We start from the raw sequence: 25634 nt of genomic DNA on the forward strand, positions 1-25634 counted from the left end.
GAAGCCAAGCCATGCAACCCATCATCCGCGATGCGAACCAGCCGCTCAATGCCCAGATCATCAATGACGGCGCGGGCAGACAGGATGCCGTCGATCTCGGCAACGGCATCTTCATGTCGAGGGACGTCTCGAACCTCTACCTGGTGACGACCGCCGAGGGCAGTGTCCTTGTCAACACCGGCATCGTCTACAGCGCCGCCGAGAACAAGCGCCGCTTCGATGCGGCCAGCGACCAGCCGATCCGCAAGATCGTGTTCACCCAGAGCCATGAAGATCACATTGGCGGATGGCCCACCTTCAACGCCCCCGGAATCGAGACGATCGGACAGGCCAACCAGCCTTTCGTGCGCACCCAGTTCCGCGACCTCGGCCCGGCCATGGCTGCCCGTTCGCGGCGCTTGTGGAGCCGCGACCAGAAGCGGGAACTGACAGAACGGCCCGAACCCACGCTGACGACCACGTTCCATGACAGCCACGCCTTCGAACTGGGTGGGCGGCGGTTCGAACTCTACGCGGTCCCCGGCGGCGAAACGGTAGACTCGCTGGTGATCTGGCTGCCGGACGACAGGATCGTCTTCACCGGCAACATGACCGGCCCGATGTTCGGCCATGTTCCCAACCTCTATACCCTGCGCGGCGACCGCTACCGCTATGTCCAGTGGTACATCGACAGCGTCCAGCGCGTGATCGACCTCGGCGCCGAAGTGCTGATAACCGGCCACGGCGAGCCGGTTCGCGGGGCCGACAAGGTGCGCACGAGCCTCAGCAGGATGCGCGATGCGGCCCAGTATCTGCGCGATGCGACCTTCAAGGGCATGAACGCCGGCAAGCCTCTCTGGGAACTGATGGAAACCATCCGGCTGCCCGAGAACCTTGCCATCCCGCAGGGTCACGGCAAGGTTTCGTGGATCGTCCGTTCGATCTGGGAGGAGCATCTCGGCTGGTTCCGCTACGATTCCTCGACCGAACTCTATGCCGTGCCGCCGCAGGCCGTGCTCGGCGATCTCATCGAACTTGCCGGTGGACCCGCGGCCGCGCTCGACCTTGCCGCGCGCTATCTCGGCGGAAACCAGCCGCTCAAGGCTCTCCATGTCGCAGAAGCCGTCACCGCGGCAGCGCCTGAAGATCGCCGGGCACTGGAAATCCAGCTCGCCGCACAGCACGCCATACTCGAGGCCGCCGGACGCGAGAATTTCAGCGAAGTACGCTGGCTCGAAAGCGAAATCCGCCGCCTCGAAGCGGCACTGGCAGGGGGCGAATAATGGTGCACCCTCGCCTTTCGGTCGATGCGATGTGTTCGTTCCAGTGGCCGTTCGCGCGCGAACTGGCACTGTGGAAGGACATGGGCCTGCGTCATGCCGGGCTGCTGATGAACAAGATCGCCGACGATCCCGATCGCGATCTCAAGGCTCTCGGCGATGCCGGTATCCGCGTCAGCACGTTGATCACCGCCGGCTTCCAGCTCGGCGATCCCTCGTCCTGGAGCGCGACGCGGGCCATACACCGCGCGATGATCGACCTCGTGGCGGCTCACCGCGGACACTCGATCTACTTCACGACCGGACGGACGGTCAGTTGCGACTGGGATGAAGATTTCGCGCTTTTTGCCGAAGCGGTCGCGCCGACCGTGGCCCATGCCCGCGAACGCGGCGTCATCGCAGCATTCGAGCCGAGCCTCAGAACCAGCGCCTCGTTCTGCACGACGCTGTCGGATGCCGTGGAGATCGCCGAGGCGACAGGGCTGGGCATCGTTTCCGACTTCAGCAACAACTGGATGGAACGCGGCCTTCGGGGAACCCTGAAACGGGCGATGCCTCATATCGCACTCGTCCAGATCGGCGACATCGCGATTTCCGGCACAGGCGGCCGTTCCCATATCGGCCAGGGCGACCTGCCGCTGGAACGCATGATGGGCGACGTGCTGGACGCGGGCTACGAAGGCGTCTTCGACCTCGAGGTCGTGCCTGCAGACTACACGGCGAATACGAACGAGGACGAATTGCGCGCCGGAATCTCCGCCGCTTCGGACCTGCTCCATGCCATGAACATCTGAAAACCCACGCATCTGAACGAAATGGCCCGAAAGCGGGCAGGGAGAGATTGGAATGTCCGAGACTTTCGCAGGCAAGGCCGCGCTCATCATCGGTGCAGGCCAGAACATCGGTCGCCGCATCGCGCAGGAATGGGCGGCGCGCGGGGCCCGTGTCGCCGTGGCCGACATCAGCCGAGAGGGCGCGGAAGAAACCGCCGAGATCCTCCGGCGGGCAGGCGGCGAGGCGATCGGGCTGCATTGCAACGTGCTGGACGATGCCTCGGTAGAGGCGACCATCGACGCCGCCGAACAGGCGCTCGGGCCGCTCGACATTCACATGAACAATGCCGGCATCCTTTCAGGCGGAAACCCGCAGGACATTCCGATGGCGGAATGGCAGCGGATGTTCGACGTGAACCTCTTCGGCATGGTGCGGGCCAACAATGTGATCGTCCCGCGCATGATCGCGCGCGGGTCCGGCCATATCGTCAACACCGGCAGCTTCGCAGGGCTCTATCCCTTCGCGGCGAGCCGTGTCCATTATGCCGCTTCCAAGGCGGCGGTCGTGTCGATGTCGCAGAATCTCGCGCTCTACCTCAAGCAGTACGGCATCCGGGTAAGCTGCCTCTGTCCAGGCCCCGTCATGACGACTTCTCCCGATGCCATGAAGCACTTCAGCGAGAATTACGTGATGCGCGCGCCGGGCAGCCCTCTTTCGGTCAAGACCCAGCAGGAAACCGCAACGGTCCTATCCGATGCGATGGAAGCCGGCTGCATTCTCATACCGACGCACGAGGAGGCATGGGAAACGCTGGTGGAGGTTGCCGCCGATCCGGATGCCTTCGTCGAAAAGAAACACCGCGAATTCCTCGCAGGCGATCCGGGCCGCCCCGGCATCACGCAGGACGTGATCGATTCGATCAAGGTCTGAACAGGGAAACCGCGAGGAATTCGATGGAATTGCTGGTTCCCCACGCGCGAACCGAGCGCGGAAAGGCCATTGGCCGGGCAGTGACCGCGCGTGAGATTTGCCAGCCGGCAAGTCCGGTCGAAGCGAGTTTACGGGACTTCATCTTTGCGGAAGTCTGGAACCGACCTGGCCTTGACCGGCGTACGCGCTATCTCATCGCGGTAGCCAGCGCGGCGTGCAGCAACGGCCCCAAGGCAGCACATGCCGGCAGCCCGATATCCGCTCACGGTAGGGGCAAGGCGCCGCGTTTGCCGCCTCGGGTGCTTCCGCAAACCCTTGCGGGAGCACCCGGCCAATTCCTTGAGGATGCCATCCCGCGCCGGGCGGAGATGAGCCGCCAGCCATAGAAAATGCCTATGCCGTTCCAAGGTCTGCGTATTTGACCACCGCCCTGCGCACATGTCATTCCCGTGCCAAAGCATGACGAACGGGGAGGTTGGAACATGACGGGCAGGACAGGATATCTCACACTGGCGATGGCGTGCATCCTGGCATCGGCAGCCGCGAATGCGCAGCCTTCCGATTACCCTGCACCATCGCCGGCCAGCGCCCCGCAGGAAGCCGGTGCCATCCCGCTCTACGGCGCCCGCACGCCGGGCTCAGCGGATAGCGAGGTGTGGGCGAAGTACTTCGGCAAGGACTACGCCGTCCGCAACGTCACCCGGCCGACCTTGACTCCGGTTCTACCCGATCCGGCCAAGGCCACCGGCGCGGCCGTGATCGTGGCGCCCGGCGGCGCGTTCATGGCGCTGTCGATGTCGCACGAGGGCTGGGATGTCGCCCAGGCCCTTGCCGATCGCGGCATCGCCGCCTTCGTCCTCAAGTATCGGTTGCTGCCCACTCCGAAGGATGAAAAGGAAGCGGGAAAATACGTCTGGGCCAAGATGATGGAGGGCATGCCCGATCCAAGCCGGCCGCCGGTGCTAGGCAACCCGCAGGCGACCGAGGATGGTCTGGCCGCCCTTGCCATGGTGCGGGAAAATGCCGCGAAGTGGGGCATCGATCGCGCGCGGGTGGGCATGATCGGGTTTTCGGCCGGAGCGATGACTTCGCTCCAGACGGTACTCGCCGCAAAACCCGGAGAGCGTCCCGCATTCTTCGGCTACATCTATGGCCCGCAGGCAAAGATCGACGTTCCGGCCGATGCCTCCCCGATGTTCGATGCCATCGCGCTAGACGATCCCCTGTTCCCCTCGATGGGCTTCCCCATCGCGCAGGCCTGGCAAGCCGCGAAACGCCCGGTCGAAATCCACGGCTACCAGCAGGGCAGCCATGGTTTCGGCCTCGGCAAGCCGAACACGACGACCACGCTCCTCATCGACGAGTTCACCGCGTGGCTCGCGATGCAGGGCTTCCTGACGCGAAAGTCAGCCCCTTAGGCGCGGAGATCACCGCATCCCGTCACCCGCCCCGCACGAGCTGGAAACTGCGCGCCATGTGCTCGGAAAAGCCGTTTTCTGCGGGATGGAACGTCCACAGACGGTTCGTGTCGCGGATTTCGCCGATGCTTTCGGCCACGGTGTCGATCGTCCAGTCGGGCCGGTAAAGGCCCTCGGTCTCGGTGATGAAGGCACGGGCCACCCGCCCCCCCATCGAGACGTACATTTCACCCGTGACCGAGCAGCTCTCGTGCGCGAGCCAGCCGACCACGGGCGCAACGAGGTCCGGTCCCATGGGCGGATATTGCGAGATGTCGAGCCCCTCTGCCATGCGCGTCACGGCTCCGGGAAGGATGATGTTCGATTTCACCCCGCGCGCCGCGCCCTCGATGGCGACGATGTTGTTGAGACCGATCATGCCCGACTTCGAAACCGCGTAATTCACCACGCTGGGCATCGAATAGAGGCCGCCGATCGAGCCCGTCAGCACGATGCGCCCATAGCCGTCCCCGACCATGCGTTCGAACGCCGGGCGCACGACGTGGAAGGCTCCGAGCAGGTGGACATCCACCACCGCGCGGAAATCCTCGTAGCTGATCTCCTCCAGCATCGCGAACCGGTTGTTCCCGGCGTTGTGGATCAGGACGTCGATCCGGCCGAAGGCATCCAGCGCCGCCTCGACGATCGCCTTTCCGCCTTCCGGTGTCGCTACACTGTCGGAGCAGGCAACCGCTTCATATCCGGCATCGCGCAAGGCGCGGGCGGCCTCTTCGGCAGGCCCGGCGTCCGAACCGCTGCCCGACAAGGCACTGCCGTTGTCGTTGATGACGACTCTCGCCCCCAGCGAGCCGAGCAGCTCGGCATAAGCCCGGCCGAGGCCCCGGGCCCCGCCGGTGATGACGACGACCCGTCCATCGAAGCGGCGATCAGTCATGTGTTTCTCCAGGTTGTTTCACCCGCTGGCCATGGCGTGTGCATGCTGCGTGTGTGGGGGGATATGCGATGGGGGCGCGCTCCCGGCGCTTCATGGTCCTGCGCTTCATATCTCCAGGCAGACCTTGCCGACCTGACAGCCCGACCGCATGTGCGCCATTGCCTCGGCAAATTCCGCAAGCGGGAAGACACGGTCGACCACCGGATGGAGGTCATGCGCCTCGATGCAGCGAACCATGTCGATCTGGTCGCGGCGACTGCCGACGGTCACGGCTTGCAGGCAAAGGCGCTTGGCCTGCACGGCCGCGAAGGGCATCGAGTCCGTCTCGAAACCGGCGGTCGCCCCGATGATGGCGATGTGGGCGCCCGTTCTTGCCGCGCGCACGCTTTGCGGCAACGTGTTCGGACCGCCCACTTCGATGACATGTTCCACGCCGAGCCCTCCTGTAAGCTCAAGCGCGGCCTCGGCCCATTGCGGCGTTTCATGGCGGCCGATCACATGATCCGCGCCAAGACGGCGCAGATGCGCCAGTTTAGCAGGCGACGAACTGACGGCGATGACGGTGGCGCCCGCCGCCTTGGCGAACTGGAGGGCGAACAGGGAAACCCCGCCGGTTCCCAGAACGAGCACGCGGGCGCCGGGCTTCACGGCGCCGTCGGCCACCACCGCGCGCCAGGCTGTCACCCCCGCGCAGGGCAGGCAAGCCGCCTCCACGAACGAGAGATTTCGCGGCGCCGGCGTGAAATGCGAGGCAGGCCGCACGACCTCCCCGCAAGCGAAACCGTCGGCCGGGCCTCCCGGCGAATTGTCCAGGTCGGCGCGGTCGATATGGCCATCGCCCCAATTGGGGTGGAACAGGCTGATGACCCTGTCGCCAACCGCATACCGGGTGACGCCTTCTCCCACTTCCACCACTTCACCCGCGCCATCGGAGAGGGGGATCAGGCCGGGCGGCGAGGGAAACAGGCCCGAGAACACCAGCCCGTCACGAAAGTTAAGCGATACGGCACGGATACGAACGCGGATTTCGCCCGGCCCTGCCGAAAGGGATGGCAAATCAAGAAGAGAGAAACTGTCCTGGCCTGCCTGTAGACGCAGCGCTTTCATCGATAATCCGCCCCTTGCGCGTTCGATGCAACGCCGCGTTCGGTCATTCCGGCCGGGCCGAATTCGCCAAGGTCGGTTGCGGGCAAAGGCACAGATTGCGGACCGAACCGACCAGTCATTTTCCAAGCTCTCCCGGCTGCGGTGCAGGGCACTGCTCGCAGTCGTTCCCTGTGCCGGGCAGCACGCTCGCAAACTTGACCGATCGCGACAATCACCTGTTTCCCGCAAGAATTTCGCCCCCGCGATTGTCCGCGCCGAAGCTGTCCAGTTCAGGCTCGAGGTGTCGCCGGTCTGGAAAAAATGGGGCGGCCGGTCAGTTCCAGAGCCGATCACGCCTTCACCCAGCTTGATGCGCGCCAACCCTCTTTCCCCGTGGCTCGCAGGCGCGGGCGACGGCCCCGGCCGAACAGCCTCAGCCAGGTTCGTTCGCCAGCCAGTTTGCCGCAAGCGCGCGCAGTTCGGAGGTCTTGATCTTTGCCGATCCGGTCAAGCCCATCTGCGCTTCGTCGAGGCCGATGATCCGGCGCGGCACCTTGTAGCTTGCCAGCACGGTGCGCAGTTTTTCGCGCAGCACATCCTCGCCTGCTTCGGCGCCGGCATGGAAAACCACGCAGGCGACCACGATCTCGCCCAGCGTCTCATGCGGCACCCCGACCGTCTGGCTCATCTTGATGCCCGGAAGCGCGCGGATCGCCTCGTCGATCTCCAGCGGAGAGACGTTCGCGCCGCCGGTCTTGATGATGTCGTTGAGCCTGCCCTGCCAGTGCAGCCTGCCCTCTTCGTCGAGCCTGCCACCGTCCCCCGTGCGGAAATAGCCTGTCTCGTCCAGTGTCTCGAACAGCGGCGTGCCGAGATAGCCGAGCATCAGCGTCGGTCCCTTCACCGCGATCTCCCCGTTCTGCCCCAGCGCAACTGCATGGCCCGTCAGCGGATCGACGATCTTGAGGAGGTTCCCCGGCAGCGGAATTCCGTGGCTTTCGCCTGCGGTATCGGCCGTCGTCATGGCCGGGAACGCCGCGCTCAGCGTGAACGTCTCGGTATTGCCGTAGCAGTGCCGCGGTTCGATCCAGCTGGTGGTGACAGTCGGATGAGAGGCGAGCGGGCATGCCATGTCCACGAAGGTCACGGAGGACAGGTCCACCGATTGCCAGTTCGGAGCAGCGGTAAGCTGTTCCCACTGATGCGGCCAGGCGAAGGGAAACGTCACCCGCTCCGACTGGAAAAGGTCCAGCGCCTCCACCGGATGGAACGTGCGCTGAAGGATCAGCGAGCCGCCCATCGACAGGGTTCCGCCGATGATCATCGAAAAGTTGCCGGACCAGAAGAACCCGTTGGCAGTCCAGCTGCGCACCCCGTCGCCAAGGCCTTGCTGGCGGCCCATCCGCCACATCTGCAACGATACGCCCTGATGAGCGGAAAGAATGCCCTTCGGCCGCGCGGTAGAGCCGGACGAGAAGAACAGCGCCCCCGGATCGGCCGGGACCACGCTTCGCGAACGCGCCTCCAGCCTGGCCTCGCCGATCGCCTGCCCCAGTTCGAGGAACTCGCGCCAGGAACGAACGGCACCGCGCCTTTCCCCGCCCAGCACAACCAGTTCCCTGAGGAACGGAAACCGGCTGGAACCATAGCCTCCCGGAACGCCCGTCCCGATCTGCGGGTCGAGATCGCAAAGGATTTCGAGGAAATCCTTCTTCAGCACGCCCCGTTCGAACAGCAGGCACGACACCGCCGAATGCGCGATCAGGTATTCGAGTTCGGCGGGTGTCGAAAATGTGCTGAGCGGAGTGGCGACGCCGCCCGCCAGTGCCGCACCGAACACCGCCGAGAGGAACTCCGCGCGGTTGGTCATGAGGATGCCGACACGCTCCCCCTTGCCCAGCCCCGACGCAATGAGCGATCGGGCCACCTCGCAGGAACGATCCCACAAGTCGCAATAGCTCCACCGCTCCCGCGAACCGTCGTCCAGCCGGTGGACCAGCGCTTCGCGGCCTCCATGGCGAGACGTCACGTCCCGAAGGAAGCCGCCAAGCGTCAGGGGGCCAATTCCCGTCTCCTCGCTCAGCGGAATCCCGCGCGCGATGGAGACGGAGCGATCAGCGACAAAGCGGTGCGAAGACGCATCGTGTACAGGCAATGTCCGTCCCTCAGTACGGAAGCTGGACTTCGTTGACCGCGGTGACCACGATCTTGCCGTCCTGGTTGGTCATGCGCACCTCGATGCGAACCACCGGGAAGCCCCATTCCGAGTTCTCGATCTTCTCGATCACCTCGCCCTCGATGTACGTGACATCGCCCTCGAAGGCAGGACCGCGGAACTCGGTCTTGGCGTGGCGCACCATGCCGTCATGCCCCGCCCAGAAGGCCAGATAATCGGTGTTCCAGGCGGCCATCGTCGCGCCGTAGCCATAAGCGCGGTGCATGCCGATCTCGCTGGCGCGGCCATCATCGATATGTCCGCGCGATGGGCCGAGGTAGAGCCCGTCGCGCAGGCGCGGATCGGTCAGCGCGCCTTCCTCGTCGAAGGAAAAGCCGTCTATCCAGCCCATGTCCTGATTGACCCAGCAATCGGGAACACCCTCCACACCCTGCCAGTAGAAACTGCCCCAGATGTTGAAGATGAAGGCGCGATACTCGGTGGTGAAGCTGGCGATGGAGTGCGGACCGATCACGCGGCGGGGCAACTTGTCTCCCACCGACACTTCCTCGAAATGCGGCGACTTGCCTTCGCGGTTCGAGAGGAACCAGTCGCGGCGGATCTTGTCGATCTCGTCCAGTTCGGCTGCCGTCCACTTGTGCGGGGTACCGGCGGTGGAAGCATACATGCCGCGCTTTTCGGCTTCCTTCGCCAGATAGCGGATCACCGTGGGGCAGGATTTCGCAATCAGATCGCCGCGCTGGTTGCGGTGGATCGTATCGCCGCGCTGGAACAGGGTGGGCCCGGCAAACTTGGTATCGGTCAGCTTGTAGCCGGTGAAGATGCGCTCATGGCTGAGATGGTCTCCGGGGCGGACATGGGTGCCGTACCACCACCATTCCTCACCGCCGAAGATCATGTGCTGGCCGTCGATCCGGCCGACGCAGGCCTGGTTGTTGCCGTGGCCATAGTCGAGCGCGACGCAGATCGATTGCGGCGCGATGATATCGCCGAACTTCGTCTGCGCGGCGAACCGCTGGTCCCAGTGGAGCGGGTTCACATAGTCCATCGCCATGACCCAGCGGCGAATGTCGGTCTTGTTGCACGGCTCCCACAGTTCGCCGCCGCCAACCTTGTGCCCAAGGCGCCACTCTACGTCGCTGATGTCCATCCGGACCGGGGTTTCGCTTGCGCTCACGCCATATCTCCCAATTGCCGGCTCGATCTGCTTGCCGGCGAATGCCGTCCAACGGGAGGCTTCGGGATGACAATTGCCGCGATTTCCCATCGCGACTTGACCGATCACGACAATCCATGCCGCGCACGCCCCGAGGTCTGGCGCTCCCGCCTCGCGGCGGTAATCTTGCCGCCAAAGCGTATCAGGGAATGACGCGCGGGAAGGAGTTGGGGATGGGGATCGCGGGAATCGACCATGTTAACATCAGGACCATGGATCCTGAGAGTTCGGCTCAATTCTACGAACGTGCGCTTGGCCTGGTCTACAGGCCCGGGCCGGCCGTCATGGGAAACCGGTCCCACTGGCTCTACGATGACGAAGGCAATGCGGTGATCCACTTCCGGGAGAAAGCCGCAGACACCGCAAGCACCGGCGCGATCGATCACGTTGCCCTTCGTTGCAGCAACCGGCCGGCGATGAAGGCCCGGCTTGATGGTGCCGGCATCCAGTATGCGGAAGCCGATCACATCACGCCCGGCCTTGCCCAGATCTTTCTCATGGACCCGCATGGCGTTGCACTGGAACTGAACTTCGCCGAGCCCCGACACCCGGACTGAGGCGCATGTTCAGGCGACTGCGTACCAAAACCTAAGGCGTCGTTAGACAATAAAGTGTGTTTTCGGGCCATCATCGGAGGCTCGTTACCGGAGCGCGGGCGCCCCGGGGAGGAGCCGGACGCCGCACGAATGCAGGCTGTGATTTTTTCCGTTCCATATGAGCCGGCCGCAACGGTTCCCGATAACGCGGCCCGCAGCATCCGGGAGCCCTGAATGACGCCTGTGCCGCCAAGGGAAAACCTGTTCGCCCGCCATGCCACGGCCATTGCGATCGGCGTGATCACCGCCGCCTTCCTGTTCGCGGCGCTGATGTTCGTAAGCCAGGACGCGACCCTCAGTCGCGCGCGAAACTGGGTGGACCATACTTATACGGTTCGCCGCCATATCTCACTCTTGCGGGATCTTTACGAAAACGCCGAGACCGGGCAGCCCGGCTATCTCCTGACCGGCAATCCCGACTTCCTCCAGACCTACCATGATGCCCTGCGAGACGCCAGGAACGCACCGCTCGATGACGCCCGCACGCCGATACGCCGCTCCATCCGGCAGGAACTCGCCCTGCTGCGCCACCTGACGGCCGACAATCCCTCCCAACAGGCCAATCTCGACGAGCTGGACCTGCGAAGCCAGGCCCTGCTCGACTATCTGGCCTCGACAATAAGGGCGCGCACCCTCCGGAACGGCCAGCAGGCCGGCGCTGCGGAAGTGGCCGAAGCCACGCTGGCGCACGGCAAGTACCTGATGGAGCGGGTACGCGAACAGCTCAGCATCATGACCACTGAGGAAGAGCACCTGCTGAGGCAGCGGCAGGAGGTCGATGCCACCAGCCTTGGTCACAACAAATGGCTGATGGGCATCATCACGCTGATTTCCTACGTCGCCATTGTCCTGGCGGTATGGCTCTATCAGCGCAGCCGCGCCCGGTCGCTGGCACAGCAGCGGCTTTACACGCGCGAGCTCGAACAGCGCGAGGAAGAGCTCAAGATGCAGCAGGAGGAGCTCAAGGCCTCGAACGAGGAGATTGAAGCGTCCAACGAGGAGCTTGAGGAAAAGACAGGGGCGCTGGAAGAGCAGAACGAGCGTATACGGGCACAGGCGCGCGATCTGGAGGAAGCCAAGCGACTGATCGAGGAAAAGGCACGCGAGGTCGAACAATCCTCGAAATACAAGTCCGAGTTCCTCGCCAACATGAGCCATGAGCTGCGCACGCCGCTCAATTCCCTGCTGATCCTCTCACGCGGGCTCGCCGCCAACGAAACCGGCAACCTGACCGCCGAACAGGTTGAAGAGGCGCGGGTCATCCACAATGGCGGCCTGGAACTGCTCAACCTCATCAACGATATCCTCGATTTGTCCAAGGTCGAGGCAGGCAAGATCCATATCATTGCCGAAGACACGCCCATCGATGCCATCGTCAGCCATCTGAGCCAGAGCTTCGAGCCTGTCGCGCGGGACAAGGGCGTGGCCTTCCACATCGCGTGCGACCCCGCCCTGCCCGCACGCCTCCATACCGATGCCCAGCGCGTCGAACAGATCATGAAGAACCTGCTGTCCAACGCGTTCAAGTTCACGCAGCAAGGCTCGGTCACACTGGCCCTGGAACGTGCCGCCAAAGGCGTGGCCCTGCAGCGGGCCGATCTCGATCCGGCCCGGACCATCGGGCTTTCGGTGACGGATACCGGAATCGGCATCGGCGAGAGCAAGCTCAAGGATATCTTCGAGGCCTTCCAGCAGGAAGATGGCTCCACCGATCGCCACTATGGCGGCACGGGGCTGGGCCTGACCATCGCCCGCAAATTCGCACAGGTGCTGGGCGGGGAGATCCACGTGCGGAGCATCAAGGGGCAGGGATCGACCTTCACCCTGTTCCTTCCGCTCGGCGAGGCAGGCACATCCATGGCCACGGCTGACCGGCACTCGAAACCCGCACAACCCGAGACCGTCCTGCCCGAAGGCACGGAACGCGGCCCCGCGAGACGGTTTCTCGACGACGACCGCCAGTCGCTGAAACCGGGAGATCGGGTCCTTCTCATCATCGAGGACGATCCCGAATTCGCCATGACCCTGATGAAGACGGCGCGCAAACGGGGTTACAAGGTGCTTGCCGCCGGAGACGGCAAGAGCGGGCTCATCCTGGCCGCCGACTATCCCGTCAGAGCCATCCTGCTCGACCTGCGGCTGCCCGATATCGATGGCCTGAACGTCCTCGACCAGTTGAAGCACGCGCTGAACACTCGCCATATCCCGGTGCACATCATTTCCGGCGCAGACGACGCCGAGCCGTTCACGCCCATGCGCAAGGGGGCGGTGGGTTTCCTTGCCAAGCCTGTGGCCGAGGAAGAGATCGACACCGCCTTCACCCGGATCGAGGCCATGCTGCGCGCCGAGATCAAGCATGTCCTGCTGATCGAGGACGACCGCGTGACGCAAACAGCCATCCGCCGTCTGCTGGGCCAAAAGAATATCGAGATCACCGTAGCGGAAACCGGTTCCAGCGCGTTCGAACAGATGAAGCTGCAAGCGTTCGACTGCGTGATCCTCGACCTCAGCCTGCCGGACATGACCGGGTTCGAATGGCTGAAACTCGCGGAAGGCGTGATTGGCGAAGATGGGCGGCCGCCGGTTATCGTCCACACCGCGCGCGACCTTACCGAAGAGGAAAACCGCAATCTCGCCCGATATACCGGGAGCATCGTGATAAAGGGCGCCTCTTCATCGGAACGCCTGCTGGATGAGGTCACGCTGTTCCTGCACAGCATCGAGGCAAGCCTCTCGCGCGACCAGCAGGCCCTGATCCGCATGCACCACGATCCCGACCAGTCACTCAAGAACCGCACCGTGCTGCTTGTCGATGACGACATGCGCAACACTTTCGCGCTGTCGAGAGCGCTGAAGAAGCACAGCCTCAACCTGGTCATCGCCGACAATGGGCAAATGGCGCTGGAGAAGCTGAAGGAAAACGATCAGATCGAACTCGTCATCATGGACATCATGATGCCCGTGATGGACGGCTATCAGACCATGCGGGAAATTCGCGGCAATCGCGAGTGGGCGCAATTGCCGATCATCGCGTTGACCGCGCGCGCCATGCCCGAAGAAGTCGATCGCTGCATGGAAGCCGGTGCCAACGACTACATGATGAAGCCCGTGGACATTGACCGGCTCCTGACGCTCTTGCGGGTCTGGCTGTTCCGTCAGGAGAAGGCGGCATGACGCTGGCCGCCGCCCCCTTCGGATCACCCGCAGACGCCGCGCCGGAACCCGGTAGCGCGGCAAACGCATCCGCGCCCGTCCCGCGCGAGGATATCGAATCCATCGAGATTTCCCTGCTGCTCGAAGCCATCCGCCGCCGCTGGAGCTATGACTTCACGCATTATTCCCACGCCTCGCTTCGCCGCCGGCTCGATCAGGCGCGGCGTTCCGCCGGGCTTGCGAACTTCAGCGAGCTTCTCGCCCGCGTCCTGCATGACGATGGCTTCTTCGACCGGTTGCTGCGCTACATGTCAGTCACGGTCACGGAGATGTTTCGGGATCCGCCATGCTACCGGGCCATGCGCGAGCGTCTGATCCCGGTGTTCAAGACCTTTCCCTTCATCAAGATCTGGTGCGCGGGCTGCGCCACCGGCGAGGAGGTCTACTCGCTCGCCATCTTGCTGCACGAGGAAGGCTATCTCGAACGCACCCGCCTTTACGCCACGGACTTCAACAAGAACTCCCTCGATATCGCGGAAAAGGGTATCTACCCAGAACGTGTCATGGCCGGCTATGCCGCCAATTACCAACAATCGGGCGGACGCGCCGATTTCTCGGACTACTACAGTTCGAGCTACGATTTTGTGCGAATGAAGGGCTTCCTCCGCGACCGGATCACCTTCTCATACCATAACCTGGTGACTGACGGCATCTTCGGCGAGATGAACCTGATCACCTGCCGCAACGTACTGATATATTTCGACAAGACGCTTCAGGAACAGGTTCTGCGGCTGTTTACGAAATCGCTGCGCCACGGAGCCTACTTGTGCCTCGGTTCCAAGGAGAGCCTCAACTTCTCGGAGGTCAAACCTCTCTATGAGGCCCTGGACGGGCGCCAGAAGATCTACAAGAAACGCGGGCTGGTCACGCATGGCTGAACCACGTTACGAAGCTGTGGTCATGGGCGCGTCCGCCGGGGGGCTTCAGGCGCTGAAACTGCTGCTGTCGGCACTGCCGGAGCAGTTCGACCTGCGCATCGCGGTGGTCCAGCATATCGACGCCAGTTCGAAAGGCTATCTCGCCGATATCCTGGCAAGGGACTGCAGGCTTGCCATTATCGAGGCGGAAGACAAATCGGATTTCCGGCGCGGCACCGTGCATCTGGCTCCCGCCGGCTATCATTTGCTGATCGAATCCGATCGCAGCCTGAGCCTCTCCGTCGACGAGAAGGTCAATTACTGCCGTCCGGCGATCGATCCCCTTTTCGAAACGGCGGCCGATGCCTTCGGAGCGGGCCTGATCGGCGTATTGCTCACGGGCGCCAACAAGGACGGCGCGCGCGGTTTGCAATATATCCGCTCCAAGGGCGGGCACACCATCGTTCAGGACCCGGCGACAGCCGCCTCCCCCTTCATGCCGCGCGCCGCGCTGGATGCGGGGCCTGTGGACGACATTACCCCTTTGTCCGACATCGCCGCGCTGCTCGGCAGGCTTGTCGGCCAGCGGACGAACAGCCCCTCATAACAATAAAGACCAAGACGACGGGAGCCCGACATGACAACCGCGATCCTCAAGAGCGCACCGCAGCAGACCGGGCCGGTTGCCATTGCGGAGGCCCGCCCGAAGATCCTGCTGGTTGACGACCGCTGGGAGAACCTACTGGCCACAGAGAAGGTGCTGAAACCCCTTGAAGCGGAAATCTTCAAGGCGACATCGGGCAACGAGGCGCTTTCGCTGGTTCTGCGGCATGATTTTGCGATTGTCCTGCTCGACGTGCAGATGCCCGAGATGGACGGGTTCGAAACCGCCATGCTGATGCAGGAGCACGAAAGCATGGCGGGTGTGCCGATCATTTTCGTGACGGCGATCTCCAAGGAGGACAAGTACGCCTCGAAAGCCGCCGAGATCGGCGCGGTCGATTATATTTTCAAGCCGATCAATCCCGATATCCTGAAGAGCAAGGTCAAGGTCTACCTCGACCTTTATGTGCAACGCGAACAGATCATGCATCTGAACGCGGTCCTGTCCCAGTCTAACGAGGAACTGGAACGCTTCGCCTATATCTGCTCGCACGACATGCAGGAACCGGTGCGCATGATGAACGCCTTTGCCGGGTTGCTGGCCGACAGTTCGGAACATACCCTTGATGAAGGCGGCAAGCGGTATCTGAACTTCATTCTCGACAATGCGCGCCGCATGCAGAAGATGATAAGCGATATCCTGACGTTTTCACGCGTCGGCCGCGAGGACATTCTTCTGGAGACCGTGGATTTCGAAGCGATCGTGGATGAAATCCTGTCAGAGTTCGAAGACACCATCCAGCAGAGCGGCGCCAGCGTAACATATGGATCCCTGCCGAGAGTGGAAACCAGTTCCACGCTCGCCCGGGTTCTGCTCCAGAACCTTATCGGCAATGCCCTCAAGTTCCAGAATGGAAGCCACCCGCCGGAAATCGCCATCGCCGCCGCCAGGCAGGGCAATCTCTGGCGTTTCTCGGTCAGGGACAATGGCATCGGCATCGATGAGAACTTCCGCACGCGCATCTTCACCATCTTCCAGCGCCTGCATCGCAAGGAGGATTATCCCGGCACCGGCATCGGGCTGTCCACGTGCCGCAAGTTCATCCAGCTTTGCGGCGGCGATATCGATTTCAGCTCGGTGCCGGGCCAGGGCAGTACCTTTTACTTCACGCTCCCATGCAAGGAGGTCCGCAATCATGAAGCCGTTTAAGATCCTGATCGTGGAAGACAATGAGGGTGACGTGGAAATGACGCAGCGCGCACTGTCGACCGCGCAGCCCCCCTGCTCGCTCACCATCGCCCATGATGGCCTGCAAGCGCTAGACCTGCTTCGTCACGAGCCGGGCACGCCGGCCCCGCCGATCCCGCAGTTGATCCTGCTGGATATCAACATGCCCCGGATGGACGGCAAGGAACTGCTCGCCGCAGTCAAGGCGGACGATCGGCTGCGCCATATTCCCGTGGTGATGTTCACTTCTTCGGAATCCCCCACGGACATCCGCGAATGCTATGAACGCCACGCGAGCTGTTACGTGGTCAAGCCCTTCAACGGCCGCAAATATGCCGAGGCCCTGCACGACGTGGTGACGTTCTGGAGCACGACCAGCCGTCTGCCGAACTAGGTCGCAAGTTTCGTCCATTTCGTATCGGATGCGTCGTTCGAGATGACGGTCTCTACGAAGGCCATTGTCCGCAAGCCGGCCTCGATCGAAGGGAACGCGTCTGGCCCGTCGGGCTCGTCGGCCCCGTCCGAAATCCGGTTGGCGAAGGCGCGATAGAGGTTGGCGAAGGCTTCGATATAGCCTTCCGGATGTCCTGCGGGGGTGCGCAGCCGGTGCAGGGTTGAAGCCGCCAGTCCCGGACCGGCGGCGCGGACGGTTTCGGCCGGGCGGTCCAGCCAGCGCAAGGTCAGTGTATTGGGTTCCATCTGGTTCCATTCCAGACCGCCGAGTTCCCCATGGATGCGCAGGCTCAGCCCGTTCTCGTCGCCGGCGGCCACCTGGGTCGCCCTGAGTATGCCGCGCGCCCCGCCGTCCAGCCGCAACAGCACGCTGACGTCGTCGTCCAGCCGCCTTCCGGGAACGTGGGTGGCAAGATCGGCGCAGAGTTCCTGCACCCGCAGCCCCGAAACATGTTCAGCCAGATGGAATGCGTGCGTGCCGATATCGCCGAGGCACCCGCCAAGCCCGGCCCGTGCGGGATCGGTCCGCCATTCCGCCTGCTTGTTGCCCTCCCGGTCGACCGGACGGCTGAGCCAGCCTTGCGAGTATTCGACCTGCACCAGCCGGATCTTGCCGAAATCGCCGCGCGCCACGCGGGCACGCGCCTCTTCGACCAGGGGATAGCCGCTGTACGTGAAGGCGAGGCCAAACTGGCGACCCGATCGCGCCGCCGCCTGCGCGATCAGACGCGCCTCGTCCAGATTGAGCGCCATCGGCTTTTCACAGAAGACATGGAAGCCCGCATCGAGCGCGGCGATCGCCATGGGGGCGTGCAGATGGTTGGGCGTAACGACCGCCACCGCATCCACGCGCACGCCGACAGGCAGCGCCGCTTCCGCCAGAAGCATTGCTTCGAGCGAGGCATATGTACGGTCCGGCGCGATCGCCAGCATTTCGCCGGAGCGGCGGTTGCGATCCGCATCGCTGCTGAACGCACCGGCCACAAGCCGCCAGTCTCCGTCGAGTGCGGCGGCGGCCCGGTGGATGGCGCCGATGAAAGCACCTTCGCCGCCTCCGACCATCGCGAGACGCAGGGGTCTTGTCGTCATCTCCTCTCCTCCTTTTCCGTGCTTGTAGCAGGGCCATGATTTCAGGCCTTGATCTGGTATGATTTACCGGTAAACGTATGGCAATAAGAATAAGATGGAGAGTCGAGGATGCGCATGACAGCAAACCTCAGCCTGGCAGCTATCGCCATGGCGGCGGCAATTCCGGCCACGCCGGGCATGGCGCAGTCGGTGCCTGCCGCGTTCAACACATGCCGTGCCTGCCACAGCGTGGACAAAGGCGGCAAGAACGGCGTCGGCCCCAATCTGAACGGCGTTGCGGGCAGACCTGCGGCATCGGTGGCCGGGTTCAACTACTCGCCCGCACTCAAGGGTTCGAAGCTGCGTTGGGACGATCAAAGCCTCGATGCCTTCCTGACAGCACCGACCAAGAAAGTGCCCGGCACGCGCATGCCGATCGCCACTCCCGATCCGGCCAAGCGGGCCGCGATCATCGCTTATCTCAAAACCCTGAAATGATCGGAAAATCTGAAGTGGCAAGGCAAAAGCCCATGCGGGGTCCGGCGGTTTTCCTGGCGCAGTTCATGGGCGATGCCCCTTTCGACACTTTGGACAATGCGGCGCGGTGGATGGCCGAGGCCGGTTACAAGGGCATTCAGGTGCCCAGCAACGATCCCCGCTGCATGGATCTCGTCCTGGCTGCGGAAAGCCAGGATTATTGCGACGAACTGACCGGGCGCTGCCGGGAGACAGGGGTCGAGATCACGGAACTGTCCACCCATCTGCAGGGCCAGCTGGTGGCCGTTCACCCCGCTTACGATGCGGCGTTCGACAATTTCGCTCCGGCCGAATTGCGCGGCCGGCCGGCCGAGCGGCAGGCCTGGGCTGTGGATCAACTGAAGCTGGCGGCCAAGGCCAGCCGCCGTCTGGGGCTGACTTCGCATGCGACCTTTTCCGGGGCGCTGGCCTGGCCCTTCGTCTATCCCTGGCCCCAGCGCCCTGCCGGACTGGTGGAGGAAGCCTTCGCGGAACTGGGCCGACGCTGGCGGCCGATCCTGGATGCCTTCGACGCGGAAGGTGTCGATCTCTGCTACGAACTGCATCCCGGCGAAGACCTGCACGACGGCCTGACCTTCGAGCGGTTCCTGGACGCGGTCGGCGATCATCCTCGCGCCAATATTCTCTACGACCCGAGCCATTTCGTGCTTCAGGCGATGGACTACCTCCAGTTCATCGACATCTATCATGACCGCATCAAGATGTTCCATGTGAAGGATGCGGAGTTCAATCCCACCGGACGGGCGGGCGTGTACGGGGGCTATGCCGACTGGGTCGATCGCCCCGGCCGCTTCCGTTCGCTGGGCGACGGCCAGGTCGACTTTACCGGCATTTTCTCGCGCCTGACCCAGTATGGATACGAAGGCTGGGCCGTGCTGGAATGGGAATGCTGCCTCAAGCATCCCGAAGACGGCGCGCGCGAAGGCGCGCCTTTCATCGAGGCGCACATGATCCGCAGGCCGGAACGGGCATTCGACGATTTCGCAGGAGGCGGAGACCCCGCCAACAATCGCCGCTGGTTGGGCCTGACCTGACGGAGCGGCAAGCACGAACCCGATAACAGAAATCAGACGGGGACAGGGAAGAGGAGCGGGCATGACGGGCATAAACCGGCAAAGGCTATTCTGGCTGAGCGTTCTGGCGCTCTTCACCGCGTCGATGAGCGCATCCCTGCGCGCCGCGGTGGCGAGCAGCCTGAAAGGGGAGTGGATCGATCCCATCGCGCCGATCGCGGCGGGAGAAATGATCGGTGCGGCGCTCGGCTCCGCTTTCCTCGGCTTTTCCATCACCGTGTTCGTCGTCAGCGCCGTGCTGGACAGGGTGGGCATCCGCCGCGTCCTGATCGGCTGCGGGGTGGCCTTCCTGATCGGCACCTCGCTGATCGTAAGCGCGGGCCTGTTCGCCACCGGCATGGCCATCTATCATCTGGTCTGGCTGGGCATGTTGCTGAGCGGCATCGGCTGGGGCTTTGCCGAAGCCTCGATCAATCCGCTGACGGCGCGGCTCTATCCCGAAGACACGACCCATCGCCTGAACGTACTGCACGCGTGGTATCCGGGCGGATTGATCGTCGGCGGACTTGCAGGCGTGTTCCTGGCGCCGCTGATGCCCTGGCAGGCGATCATGGCGCTGGTCTATCTGCCTGCCATCGGCGTGATCCTGATTGGCGCGACGACCCGGTTTCCCGATCCTCCTGCGGCAACCGGCGACCGGGCGATGAAGGACATGATGCTGGAAGTCGTCCGCCGTCCCAGCTTCTTCGTCTGGTTCGGAGCCATGTTCCTCACCGCCTCCTCCGAACTGGCGCCCGGCCAGTGGATCGACGTTGCGCTCAGCAACCGGGTGGGGATGCGGGGCATCCTGCTGCTCGTCTACGTCAGCGCGCTGATGTTCGTGTTCCGCCATTTCGCCGGGCGGATCGCGGGCCGCCTGTCCAATCCCGGCCTGCTCTGGATGTCGAGCCTCCTTGCCGCGATCGGCCTGTTCCTGCTTTCGCAGGCCCAGTCACCGGTTTCCGCGATCATGGCTTCGACGGTCTGGGGCCTGGGCGTTTGCGCCATGTGGCCGACGATGCTGGCGTCCGTCGCCGAACGCTATCCGCGCGGCGACTCCTGGGCGCTGGGTCTGGTCGGATCGGCCGGCGCGCTGGCCAGCTTCTTCGTGCTGCCGCGCCTTGGCGAAATGTTCGATCAGGCGAAAGTCGAGATTGCGGGCGGGCCGGAAGCCTTCACACGGTTGAGCGGCGCCGCGCTGCGCGCCGTGGAAGATGCCGCAGCGTCCCAGTCGTTCGCCCGGCTGACTTTCGTGCCGCTGGCGCTGCTGCTGGTATTCGGCGCCATCTGGCTGGCCGAACGGCGCGCCGGGCGCCGAACGGATCGCATCGCGGAGGGCGTGGCATGACGATGACGAGGCGCACGGCGATCGCCTCCGGACTGGTCGCGGCGGCAGTTCCGGCGATTTCGGCAGCCGCAGGCACAGGCGGATCGAACGCCGCCCGTTTCTCGCTCGGCTACGCCCCGCATGAAGGCAGCTTCGCCAGCCGGGGCGGCCTGCTGGAACAGATCGCCTTCGCAGCCGACCAGGGTTTCCGCGCCTGGGAGGACAACGAGGCGCGCAAGCGGCCGGTCGAACAACAGGAAGCCATGGCCCGCGCGCTTTCGCAGCGCGGGATGACCATGGGCGTCTTCGTCGCCAGCATGCCGAAGTGGGCCGATTTCCGGCCGGTACTGGGCAGCAACGACGATGCCGACCGGGACGCCTTCCTGGCCGATATCCGAACCTCCGTAGAGGTCGCAAAGCGGCTGGGTGCCCGGCACATGACGGTCGTTACCGGCTTCATGGACCGCAAGGTGCCGGAAGCCATCCAGACCGGGCGGATCATCGATTGCATGCGCCGCGCCGGAGACATAGTCGCGCCGCACGGGCTGACGCTGGTGATGGAGCCGCTCAATACGCGCACCAACCATCCCGGCGTCTTCATGCAGTCCATCGCCCAAGGCTATGCCGTCGCGCGCGGTGCCGACAGTCCGGGCGTCAAGATCCTGGCCGATATCTATCACGAGCAGATCCAGTCCGGGAACCTGATCCCGACGCTGGACGCCTGCTGGGCCGAGATCGGCTATATCCAGTTCGGCGACAATCCCGGCCGCAAGGAACCCGGAACCGGCGAAATCAACTTCGCCAACATCGTGCGCTGGCTGCGCGCCCATAGCTATACCGGCGTGATCGGCATGGAGCATGGCAACTCCGTAGCCGGGCGAGAGGGCGAAGACCGACTGATCGCCGCCTATCGGGCCATCGACAGACCATAAACAGGGAGCGAGAGGATGAAGTACATCCCGATCGGCGTGCTCATGGCGGGAACCATCCTGGCCGGTACGCTCGTTCACGCAGAGGACAAGCCGGGCTTCAGGGACACGCCGATCCTGCCGGGAGGCAACTGGCATGTCCACGATCCCGATCGGCCGGCTCCGCCCGCAGTCGTGCCCGCTGCCGCTTTGGGCGGCGCGCCGTCTGATGCCGTCGTCCTGTTCTCGGGCACTTCGCTCGATGCCTGGCGCGGCGAACGCGGTCCCTGGACTGTGGAGAAGGGCGTGATGACGGTCCCGCCCCGCGCCCAGAGCGGGGGCGAGAACAATCTCGTCACCCGGCAGGAATTCGGCGACGTGCAATTGCATCTCGAATTCCGCTCCCCCAACCCGCCGCAGAAGAGTTCCCAGAACCGCGGCAACAGCGGAATCTGGTTCATGCAGCGCTACGAGGTCCAGATTCTCGACAGCTTTCAAAACCCGACATACGCCGATGGCGCCGTGGGCGCGGTCTATGCGTGGAAGCCGCCGCTGGTTAACCCGTCCCGCCCGCCGGGAGAATGGCAAAGCTACGACATCGTGTTCGAGCGCCCGCGCTTCGATGCGAACGGCGGCCTGCAGCGCCCGGCCTATGTCACGGTGCTGCTGAACGGCGTTCTGGTGCAGAATCATCAGGCCATGCTGGGCACCACGGCATGGCGCAAGGTCGCGCAGTATGAAGCGCATGGCGACAAGGCCCCGATCCAGTTGCAGGATCACGATTCCCCCGTTTCCTTCCGCAACATCTGGGTACGCCCCCTGCCGGAAGAGGCCATCGCACAGGACCTGAAAGGGGCAGCACGATAATGGATCGCAGAAACGCGCTTGCCGGCATGGTCGCCATGTTCGGAGCCCAGCTGTTCGCCCCGCTCGCCCGCGCGGCAGGAATCGCATCGGCAGCCAGCATTCCGGCGATCGATCAGGGCGCTCCCAGCATCCAGGTCTTCACGCCCGAACAACGTGCGCTGATGACCGCGCTGAGCGAACGGATCATCCCGGCGACCGACACCCCCGGCGCCATCGCCGCAGGCGTTCCCCTTTATATCGAGAAGCTGCTGGCCGACTGGGCCTTCGCCGAAGATCGCGACCCGATCCTTTCCGGCCTGGCGGAAATCGATGCACGCAGCCGGCAGGATTACGGGCTGCCCGCGGTGCAGGCCACGCCGGAGCAACAGGACGCGCTGCTGACGCTGGCCATGAACGACCAGCTTCCCGACGGCGTCCTGTTCTTCAAGCCGTTCCGACAGATGGTGGTCGTAGGCTATTACACCTCTGAAATCGGTATCACGCAGGAGCGCGAGTATCTGCCTGTTCCGGGCGAATACAACGGCGCTTTCCCCTATTCACAGGTCAACAAGGTCTATTCCGCATGATCATGGACCGTCGTTCCGTGATGCTGGGTGCCGGCGGCCTCGCCGCGCTCGCAAGCCAGCCCTTCCTCGCCGGCCTCGCTCGCGCCGCGCAGCTGCGCAGCATCGGGCTGCAACTCTACACCGTGCGCGAACTCTTCGCCGCCGATCCGGTCGCCACGCTCGAAACGGTCGCGAAGATCGGCTATCGCGAAGTCGAATATGGCGGCGGCGGTTACGATACCATGGACCACGCGCTGCTTCGCAGGACCATGGACAGGCTCGGCCTGAAGAGCCCTTCGATCCATGTCGGCTATGACGCGCTGATGGACAATTTCGACGCCAGCCTGACCATGGCCAGAACGCTGGGCGCCGACACGATCGTCTTGCCCTACATGGTCGACAAGCACCGCAACGGCCCCGCCTGGGACGCCGCAACCGCCAATATCAACCGCATCGGCGAAAAACTGAAAGCGGCGGGTCTGGGCTTCGCCTATCACAACCACGACTTCGAATTCACCGTCAAACCGGACGGCATCAGCCTGTTCGACCGGCTGGTAAAGGCCTGCAATCCCGCGCACGTCAAGATCGAGCTCGATCTCTACTGGGCCATCTATGCGGGGCAGGATCCGCAGGCGCTGATCCGCAGCCTTGCCGGACGTGTCTATGCCTATCATGTGAAGGATATGCGCGCGGACCGGAGCATGACATCCGTCGGCGCCGGAACGATCGACTTCGCCAGCATCTTCAAGCTGAACGGGCTTGCCGGAGCACGGCATTTCTATGTCGAGAACGATCAGTCCCCCGCGCCTTACCTGCCCGACATCACCCAGAGCTTCCGAACGCTCAGCGCCCTGCGCTTCTGACCATCGACGGCGGAAAGGATCACCATGGCTTCAACGGACAGCTTCGATGCAATCGTCATCGGCTCGGGCATCAGCGGCGGCTGGGCCGCAAAGGAACTGACCGAAAAGGGACTGCGGGTGCTGATGCTCGATCGCGGCCACATGGTCGAGCACGGCGAAGGCTACGCTTACGACGGCAAGCCTGCCTATGAGGTGCCCGCTCGCAACATCATGCCGGACGGGCTGAGGGAGAGCGATTATTTCATCGCCCAGCATGGCTATGTCGCCCCCAGCAACCAGGCCTTCTACAACAATGACCGGCTGAACCCCTACGATTACGAGGAGGGCAGCAAGTTCTACTGGATTCGTCCGGCGGCAGTCGGCGGCAAGTCGCTGATATGGGGCCGTTGGAGCTTCCGATGGAGCGCAGCCGATTTCGAGGCGAACAAGCGCGACGGCATCGGCGGCGAATGGCCCATCGGCTATGACGATCTCGCGCCCTGGTACACCTATGTCGAAAAGTACATCGGCGTATCGGGATCGCGCGAAAATCTCGACTATCTGCCGGACAGCGAATTCCAGCCGCCGATGCCGATGAACATCGCCGAGAAATGGATGAAACAGCGGCTGGAAACCGCATTCCCCGGCCGCAAGATGATCAACGCCCGCCTGTCCAACATGACCGAGGACAAGCCCGAGCAGAACCGCTCCAAATGCCAGTTGCGCAACCAGTGCAGCAACGGCTGCTCCTTCGGCGCCTATTTCTCGACACAGGCGGTCACCCTGCCTGCCGCACGCGCGACCGGCCGGTTGACGCTGCTCTCGGATGCGGTTGTCACCAACCTGGAATACGATCCGGCCAGCAGGAAAGTCACCGGCGTCCGTTTCGTAGATGCCAAGACCGGGCTGGCGGAAGTGGTGCGCGCCAGGATCGTCTTCCTGAACGCCTCGACGCTCGGTTCGGTGCAGATTCTCATGAATTCGCGTGCCCAGGGCAGCGAACGCAGCCATTTCGACACCAGCGGCACGTTGGGCCGCTATGTGATGGACCATATCTTCCGTGTCGGCGTGAAGGGTGACATTCCCGGCATGGAGGAGTTCATCGAATATGGCCGCCGCCCCGGCGCCATCTATGTCCCGCGCTTTCGCAACAACGGCCGGGACGAAGACCTCGGGTTCCGGCGCGGCTACGGCTATCAGGGCGGCGCCTATCGCGAACCGTCCAAGCCGGTCGGCTTCGGCGCGTCGATGAAAGAAGGGATGCGCCGTTACAGCGGGTGGAAGTTCCAGATGGGGGCTTTTGGCGAATGCCTGCCCTACGAGGACAATCGGGTTACCTTGAACCCGAACAAGGTGGACCGCTTCGGCATTCCGCTGATGCAGTTCAACGTGACATTCCGCGACAACGAACTGCGCATGATGGCCGACGCGCGCGAGCAGGGCGAAAAGATGCTGCGGGCCGCCGGACTGAAGAACGTCGAGAGCAAGGTCAAGGAACACGTTCCGGGCGATGCCATTCACGAGATGGGCGGTGCGCGCATGGGCAACGACCCGCGAACCTCGGTGCTCAACAAGTGGAGCCAGGCGCATGACGCCTCGAACCTCTTCGTCACGGACGGTGCGCAGATGGCGTCGATTTCCTGCGTCAACCCATCCCTGACGTTCATGGCCCTGACCGCACGGGCGGTGGATCATGCCGTGAAAGGGCTCAAGGCCGGCACGATCTGACAGGCACGCCCAGTTGC

At 63.6% G+C, this 25634-nt stretch carries 23 protein-coding genes; 18 read left to right on the forward strand and 5 right to left on the reverse strand.

Annotation, left to right across the window (positions count from 1 at the left end; translation table 11 throughout):
* The first annotated feature begins 11 nt into the window (after nt 1–11).
* From ACLIMP_RS24440 to ACLIMP_RS24455, 4 genes are all read left to right on the forward strand, one after another.
* The gene (locus ACLIMP_RS24440; protein WP_443478531.1) at nt 12–1262 is read left to right on the forward strand and encodes an MBL fold metallo-hydrolase; all 1251 of its coding nucleotides are present in this window, start codon (nt 12–14) and stop codon (nt 1260–1262) included.
* Entirely contained in the window at nt 1262–2053 is a 792-nt protein-coding gene (locus tag ACLIMP_RS24445) for a sugar phosphate isomerase/epimerase family protein (protein ID WP_443478532.1), read from the forward strand. Before ACLIMP_RS24440 ends, ACLIMP_RS24445 begins: the two co-directional genes overlap by 1 nt.
* A 52-nt stretch (nt 2054–2105) precedes the next feature.
* The gene (locus tag ACLIMP_RS24450; RefSeq protein ID WP_443478533.1) at nt 2106–2963 is read left to right on the forward strand and encodes an SDR family NAD(P)-dependent oxidoreductase; all 858 of its coding nucleotides are present in this window, start codon (nt 2106–2108) and stop codon (nt 2961–2963) included.
* A gap of 482 nt (nt 2964–3445) precedes the next feature.
* A complete protein-coding gene (locus tag ACLIMP_RS24455; RefSeq protein WP_231635904.1) occupies nt 3446–4381 on the forward strand; it encodes an alpha/beta hydrolase fold domain-containing protein in 936 nt (311 codons plus the stop codon).
* A gap of 22 nt (nt 4382–4403) precedes the next feature.
* Here the strand turns inward: ACLIMP_RS24455 and ACLIMP_RS24460 are convergent, their stop codons facing one another.
* The 4 genes from ACLIMP_RS24460 to ACLIMP_RS24475 form a co-directional block, all read right to left on the reverse strand.
* Entirely contained in the window at nt 4404–5315 is a 912-nt protein-coding gene (locus ACLIMP_RS24460; protein WP_185999243.1) for an SDR family NAD(P)-dependent oxidoreductase, read from the reverse strand.
* Between the two features lie 105 nt (nt 5316–5420).
* Nucleotides 5421–6422, reverse strand: coding sequence for a zinc-dependent alcohol dehydrogenase family protein (locus tag ACLIMP_RS24465; protein WP_443478534.1), 1002 nt, complete (start codon nt 6420–6422; stop codon nt 5421–5423).
* 412 nt (nt 6423–6834) lie between these two features.
* Entirely contained in the window at nt 6835–8556 is a 1722-nt protein-coding gene (locus ACLIMP_RS24470; RefSeq protein WP_185999242.1) for a class I adenylate-forming enzyme family protein, read from the reverse strand.
* 10 nt (nt 8557–8566) lie between these two features.
* Nucleotides 8567–9754, reverse strand: coding sequence for a MaoC family dehydratase (locus tag ACLIMP_RS24475; protein ID WP_292636503.1), 1188 nt, complete (start codon nt 9752–9754; stop codon nt 8567–8569).
* 116 nt (nt 9755–9870) lie between these two features.
* On the opposite strand from ACLIMP_RS24475, the gene ACLIMP_RS24480 reads away from it, so the two are divergent.
* From ACLIMP_RS24480 to ACLIMP_RS24505, 6 genes are all read left to right on the forward strand, one after another.
* A complete protein-coding gene (locus tag ACLIMP_RS24480) occupies nt 9871–10350 on the forward strand; it encodes a VOC family protein (RefSeq protein WP_221937262.1) in 480 nt (159 codons plus the stop codon).
* A gap of 213 nt (nt 10351–10563) precedes the next feature.
* The gene (locus ACLIMP_RS24485) at nt 10564–13563 is read left to right on the forward strand and encodes a response regulator (protein WP_443478535.1); all 3000 of its coding nucleotides are present in this window, start codon (nt 10564–10566) and stop codon (nt 13561–13563) included.
* On the forward strand, nt 13560–14480 hold the full coding sequence (locus ACLIMP_RS24490) for a CheR family methyltransferase (protein ID WP_292636502.1): 921 nt from the start codon (nt 13560–13562) through the stop codon (nt 14478–14480). Before ACLIMP_RS24485 ends, ACLIMP_RS24490 begins: the two co-directional genes overlap by 4 nt.
* Nucleotides 14473–15066, forward strand: coding sequence for a chemotaxis protein CheB (locus ACLIMP_RS24495; RefSeq protein ID WP_185999238.1), 594 nt, complete (start codon nt 14473–14475; stop codon nt 15064–15066). The genes ACLIMP_RS24490 and ACLIMP_RS24495 overlap by 8 nt, the downstream gene beginning before the upstream one ends.
* Before the next feature lie 30 nt (nt 15067–15096).
* A complete protein-coding gene (locus tag ACLIMP_RS24500; protein ID WP_185999237.1) occupies nt 15097–16272 on the forward strand; it encodes a sensor histidine kinase in 1176 nt (391 codons plus the stop codon).
* Complete coding sequence (locus ACLIMP_RS24505; RefSeq protein WP_132469751.1) at nt 16259–16684, forward strand: response regulator; 426 nt, start codon at nt 16259–16261, stop codon at nt 16682–16684. The genes ACLIMP_RS24500 and ACLIMP_RS24505 overlap by 14 nt, the downstream gene beginning before the upstream one ends.
* Here the strand turns inward: ACLIMP_RS24505 and ACLIMP_RS24510 are convergent.
* Nucleotides 16681–17832 carry a Gfo/Idh/MocA family protein gene (locus ACLIMP_RS24510; protein ID WP_185999236.1) on the reverse strand — a complete coding sequence of 384 codons (1152 nt, stop codon included), beginning with the start codon at nt 17830–17832 and terminating at the stop codon, nt 16681–16683. The genes ACLIMP_RS24505 and ACLIMP_RS24510 overlap by 4 nt on opposite strands.
* Before the next feature lie 108 nt (nt 17833–17940).
* On the opposite strand from ACLIMP_RS24510, the gene ACLIMP_RS24515 reads away from it, so the two are divergent.
* The 8 genes from ACLIMP_RS24515 to ACLIMP_RS24550 all read left to right on the forward strand — a co-directional run bounded on the left by ACLIMP_RS24515 (nt 17941) and on the right by ACLIMP_RS24550 (nt 25617).
* On the forward strand, nt 17941–18309 hold the full coding sequence (locus tag ACLIMP_RS24515; protein WP_443478536.1) for a c-type cytochrome: 369 nt from the start codon (nt 17941–17943) through the stop codon (nt 18307–18309).
* Between the two features lie 32 nt (nt 18310–18341).
* Nucleotides 18342–19382, forward strand: coding sequence for a sugar phosphate isomerase/epimerase family protein (locus ACLIMP_RS24520; protein ID WP_443478537.1), 1041 nt, complete (start codon nt 18342–18344; stop codon nt 19380–19382).
* Between the two features lie 61 nt (nt 19383–19443).
* On the forward strand, nt 19444–20748 hold the full coding sequence (locus ACLIMP_RS24525; RefSeq protein ID WP_054438086.1) for an MFS transporter: 1305 nt from the start codon (nt 19444–19446) through the stop codon (nt 20746–20748).
* Nucleotides 20745–21659, forward strand: a complete 915-nt coding sequence (locus ACLIMP_RS24530) for a hydroxypyruvate isomerase family protein (RefSeq protein ID WP_185999234.1) — start codon at nt 20745–20747, stop codon at nt 21657–21659. Before ACLIMP_RS24525 ends, ACLIMP_RS24530 begins: the two co-directional genes overlap by 4 nt.
* 15 nt (nt 21660–21674) lie before the next feature.
* On the forward strand, nt 21675–22502 hold the full coding sequence (locus ACLIMP_RS24535; protein ID WP_054438090.1) for a 3-keto-disaccharide hydrolase: 828 nt from the start codon (nt 21675–21677) through the stop codon (nt 22500–22502).
* On the forward strand, nt 22499–23068 hold the full coding sequence (locus ACLIMP_RS24540; protein ID WP_054438093.1) for a gluconate 2-dehydrogenase subunit 3 family protein: 570 nt from the start codon (nt 22499–22501) through the stop codon (nt 23066–23068). Before ACLIMP_RS24535 ends, ACLIMP_RS24540 begins: the two co-directional genes overlap by 4 nt.
* Before the next feature lie 2 nt (nt 23069–23070).
* The gene (locus tag ACLIMP_RS24545; protein WP_443478538.1) at nt 23071–23910 is read left to right on the forward strand and encodes a sugar phosphate isomerase/epimerase family protein; all 840 of its coding nucleotides are present in this window, start codon (nt 23071–23073) and stop codon (nt 23908–23910) included.
* 24 nt (nt 23911–23934) lie between these two features.
* Complete coding sequence (locus ACLIMP_RS24550; protein WP_443478539.1) at nt 23935–25617, forward strand: GMC family oxidoreductase; 1683 nt, start codon at nt 23935–23937, stop codon at nt 25615–25617.
* Nucleotides 25618–25634: the final 17 nt, after the last annotated feature.

The sequence above is a fragment of the Novosphingobium aeonii genome, assembly GCF_052279045.1.
Taxonomy (GTDB): domain Bacteria; phylum Pseudomonadota; class Alphaproteobacteria; order Sphingomonadales; family Sphingomonadaceae; genus Novosphingobium.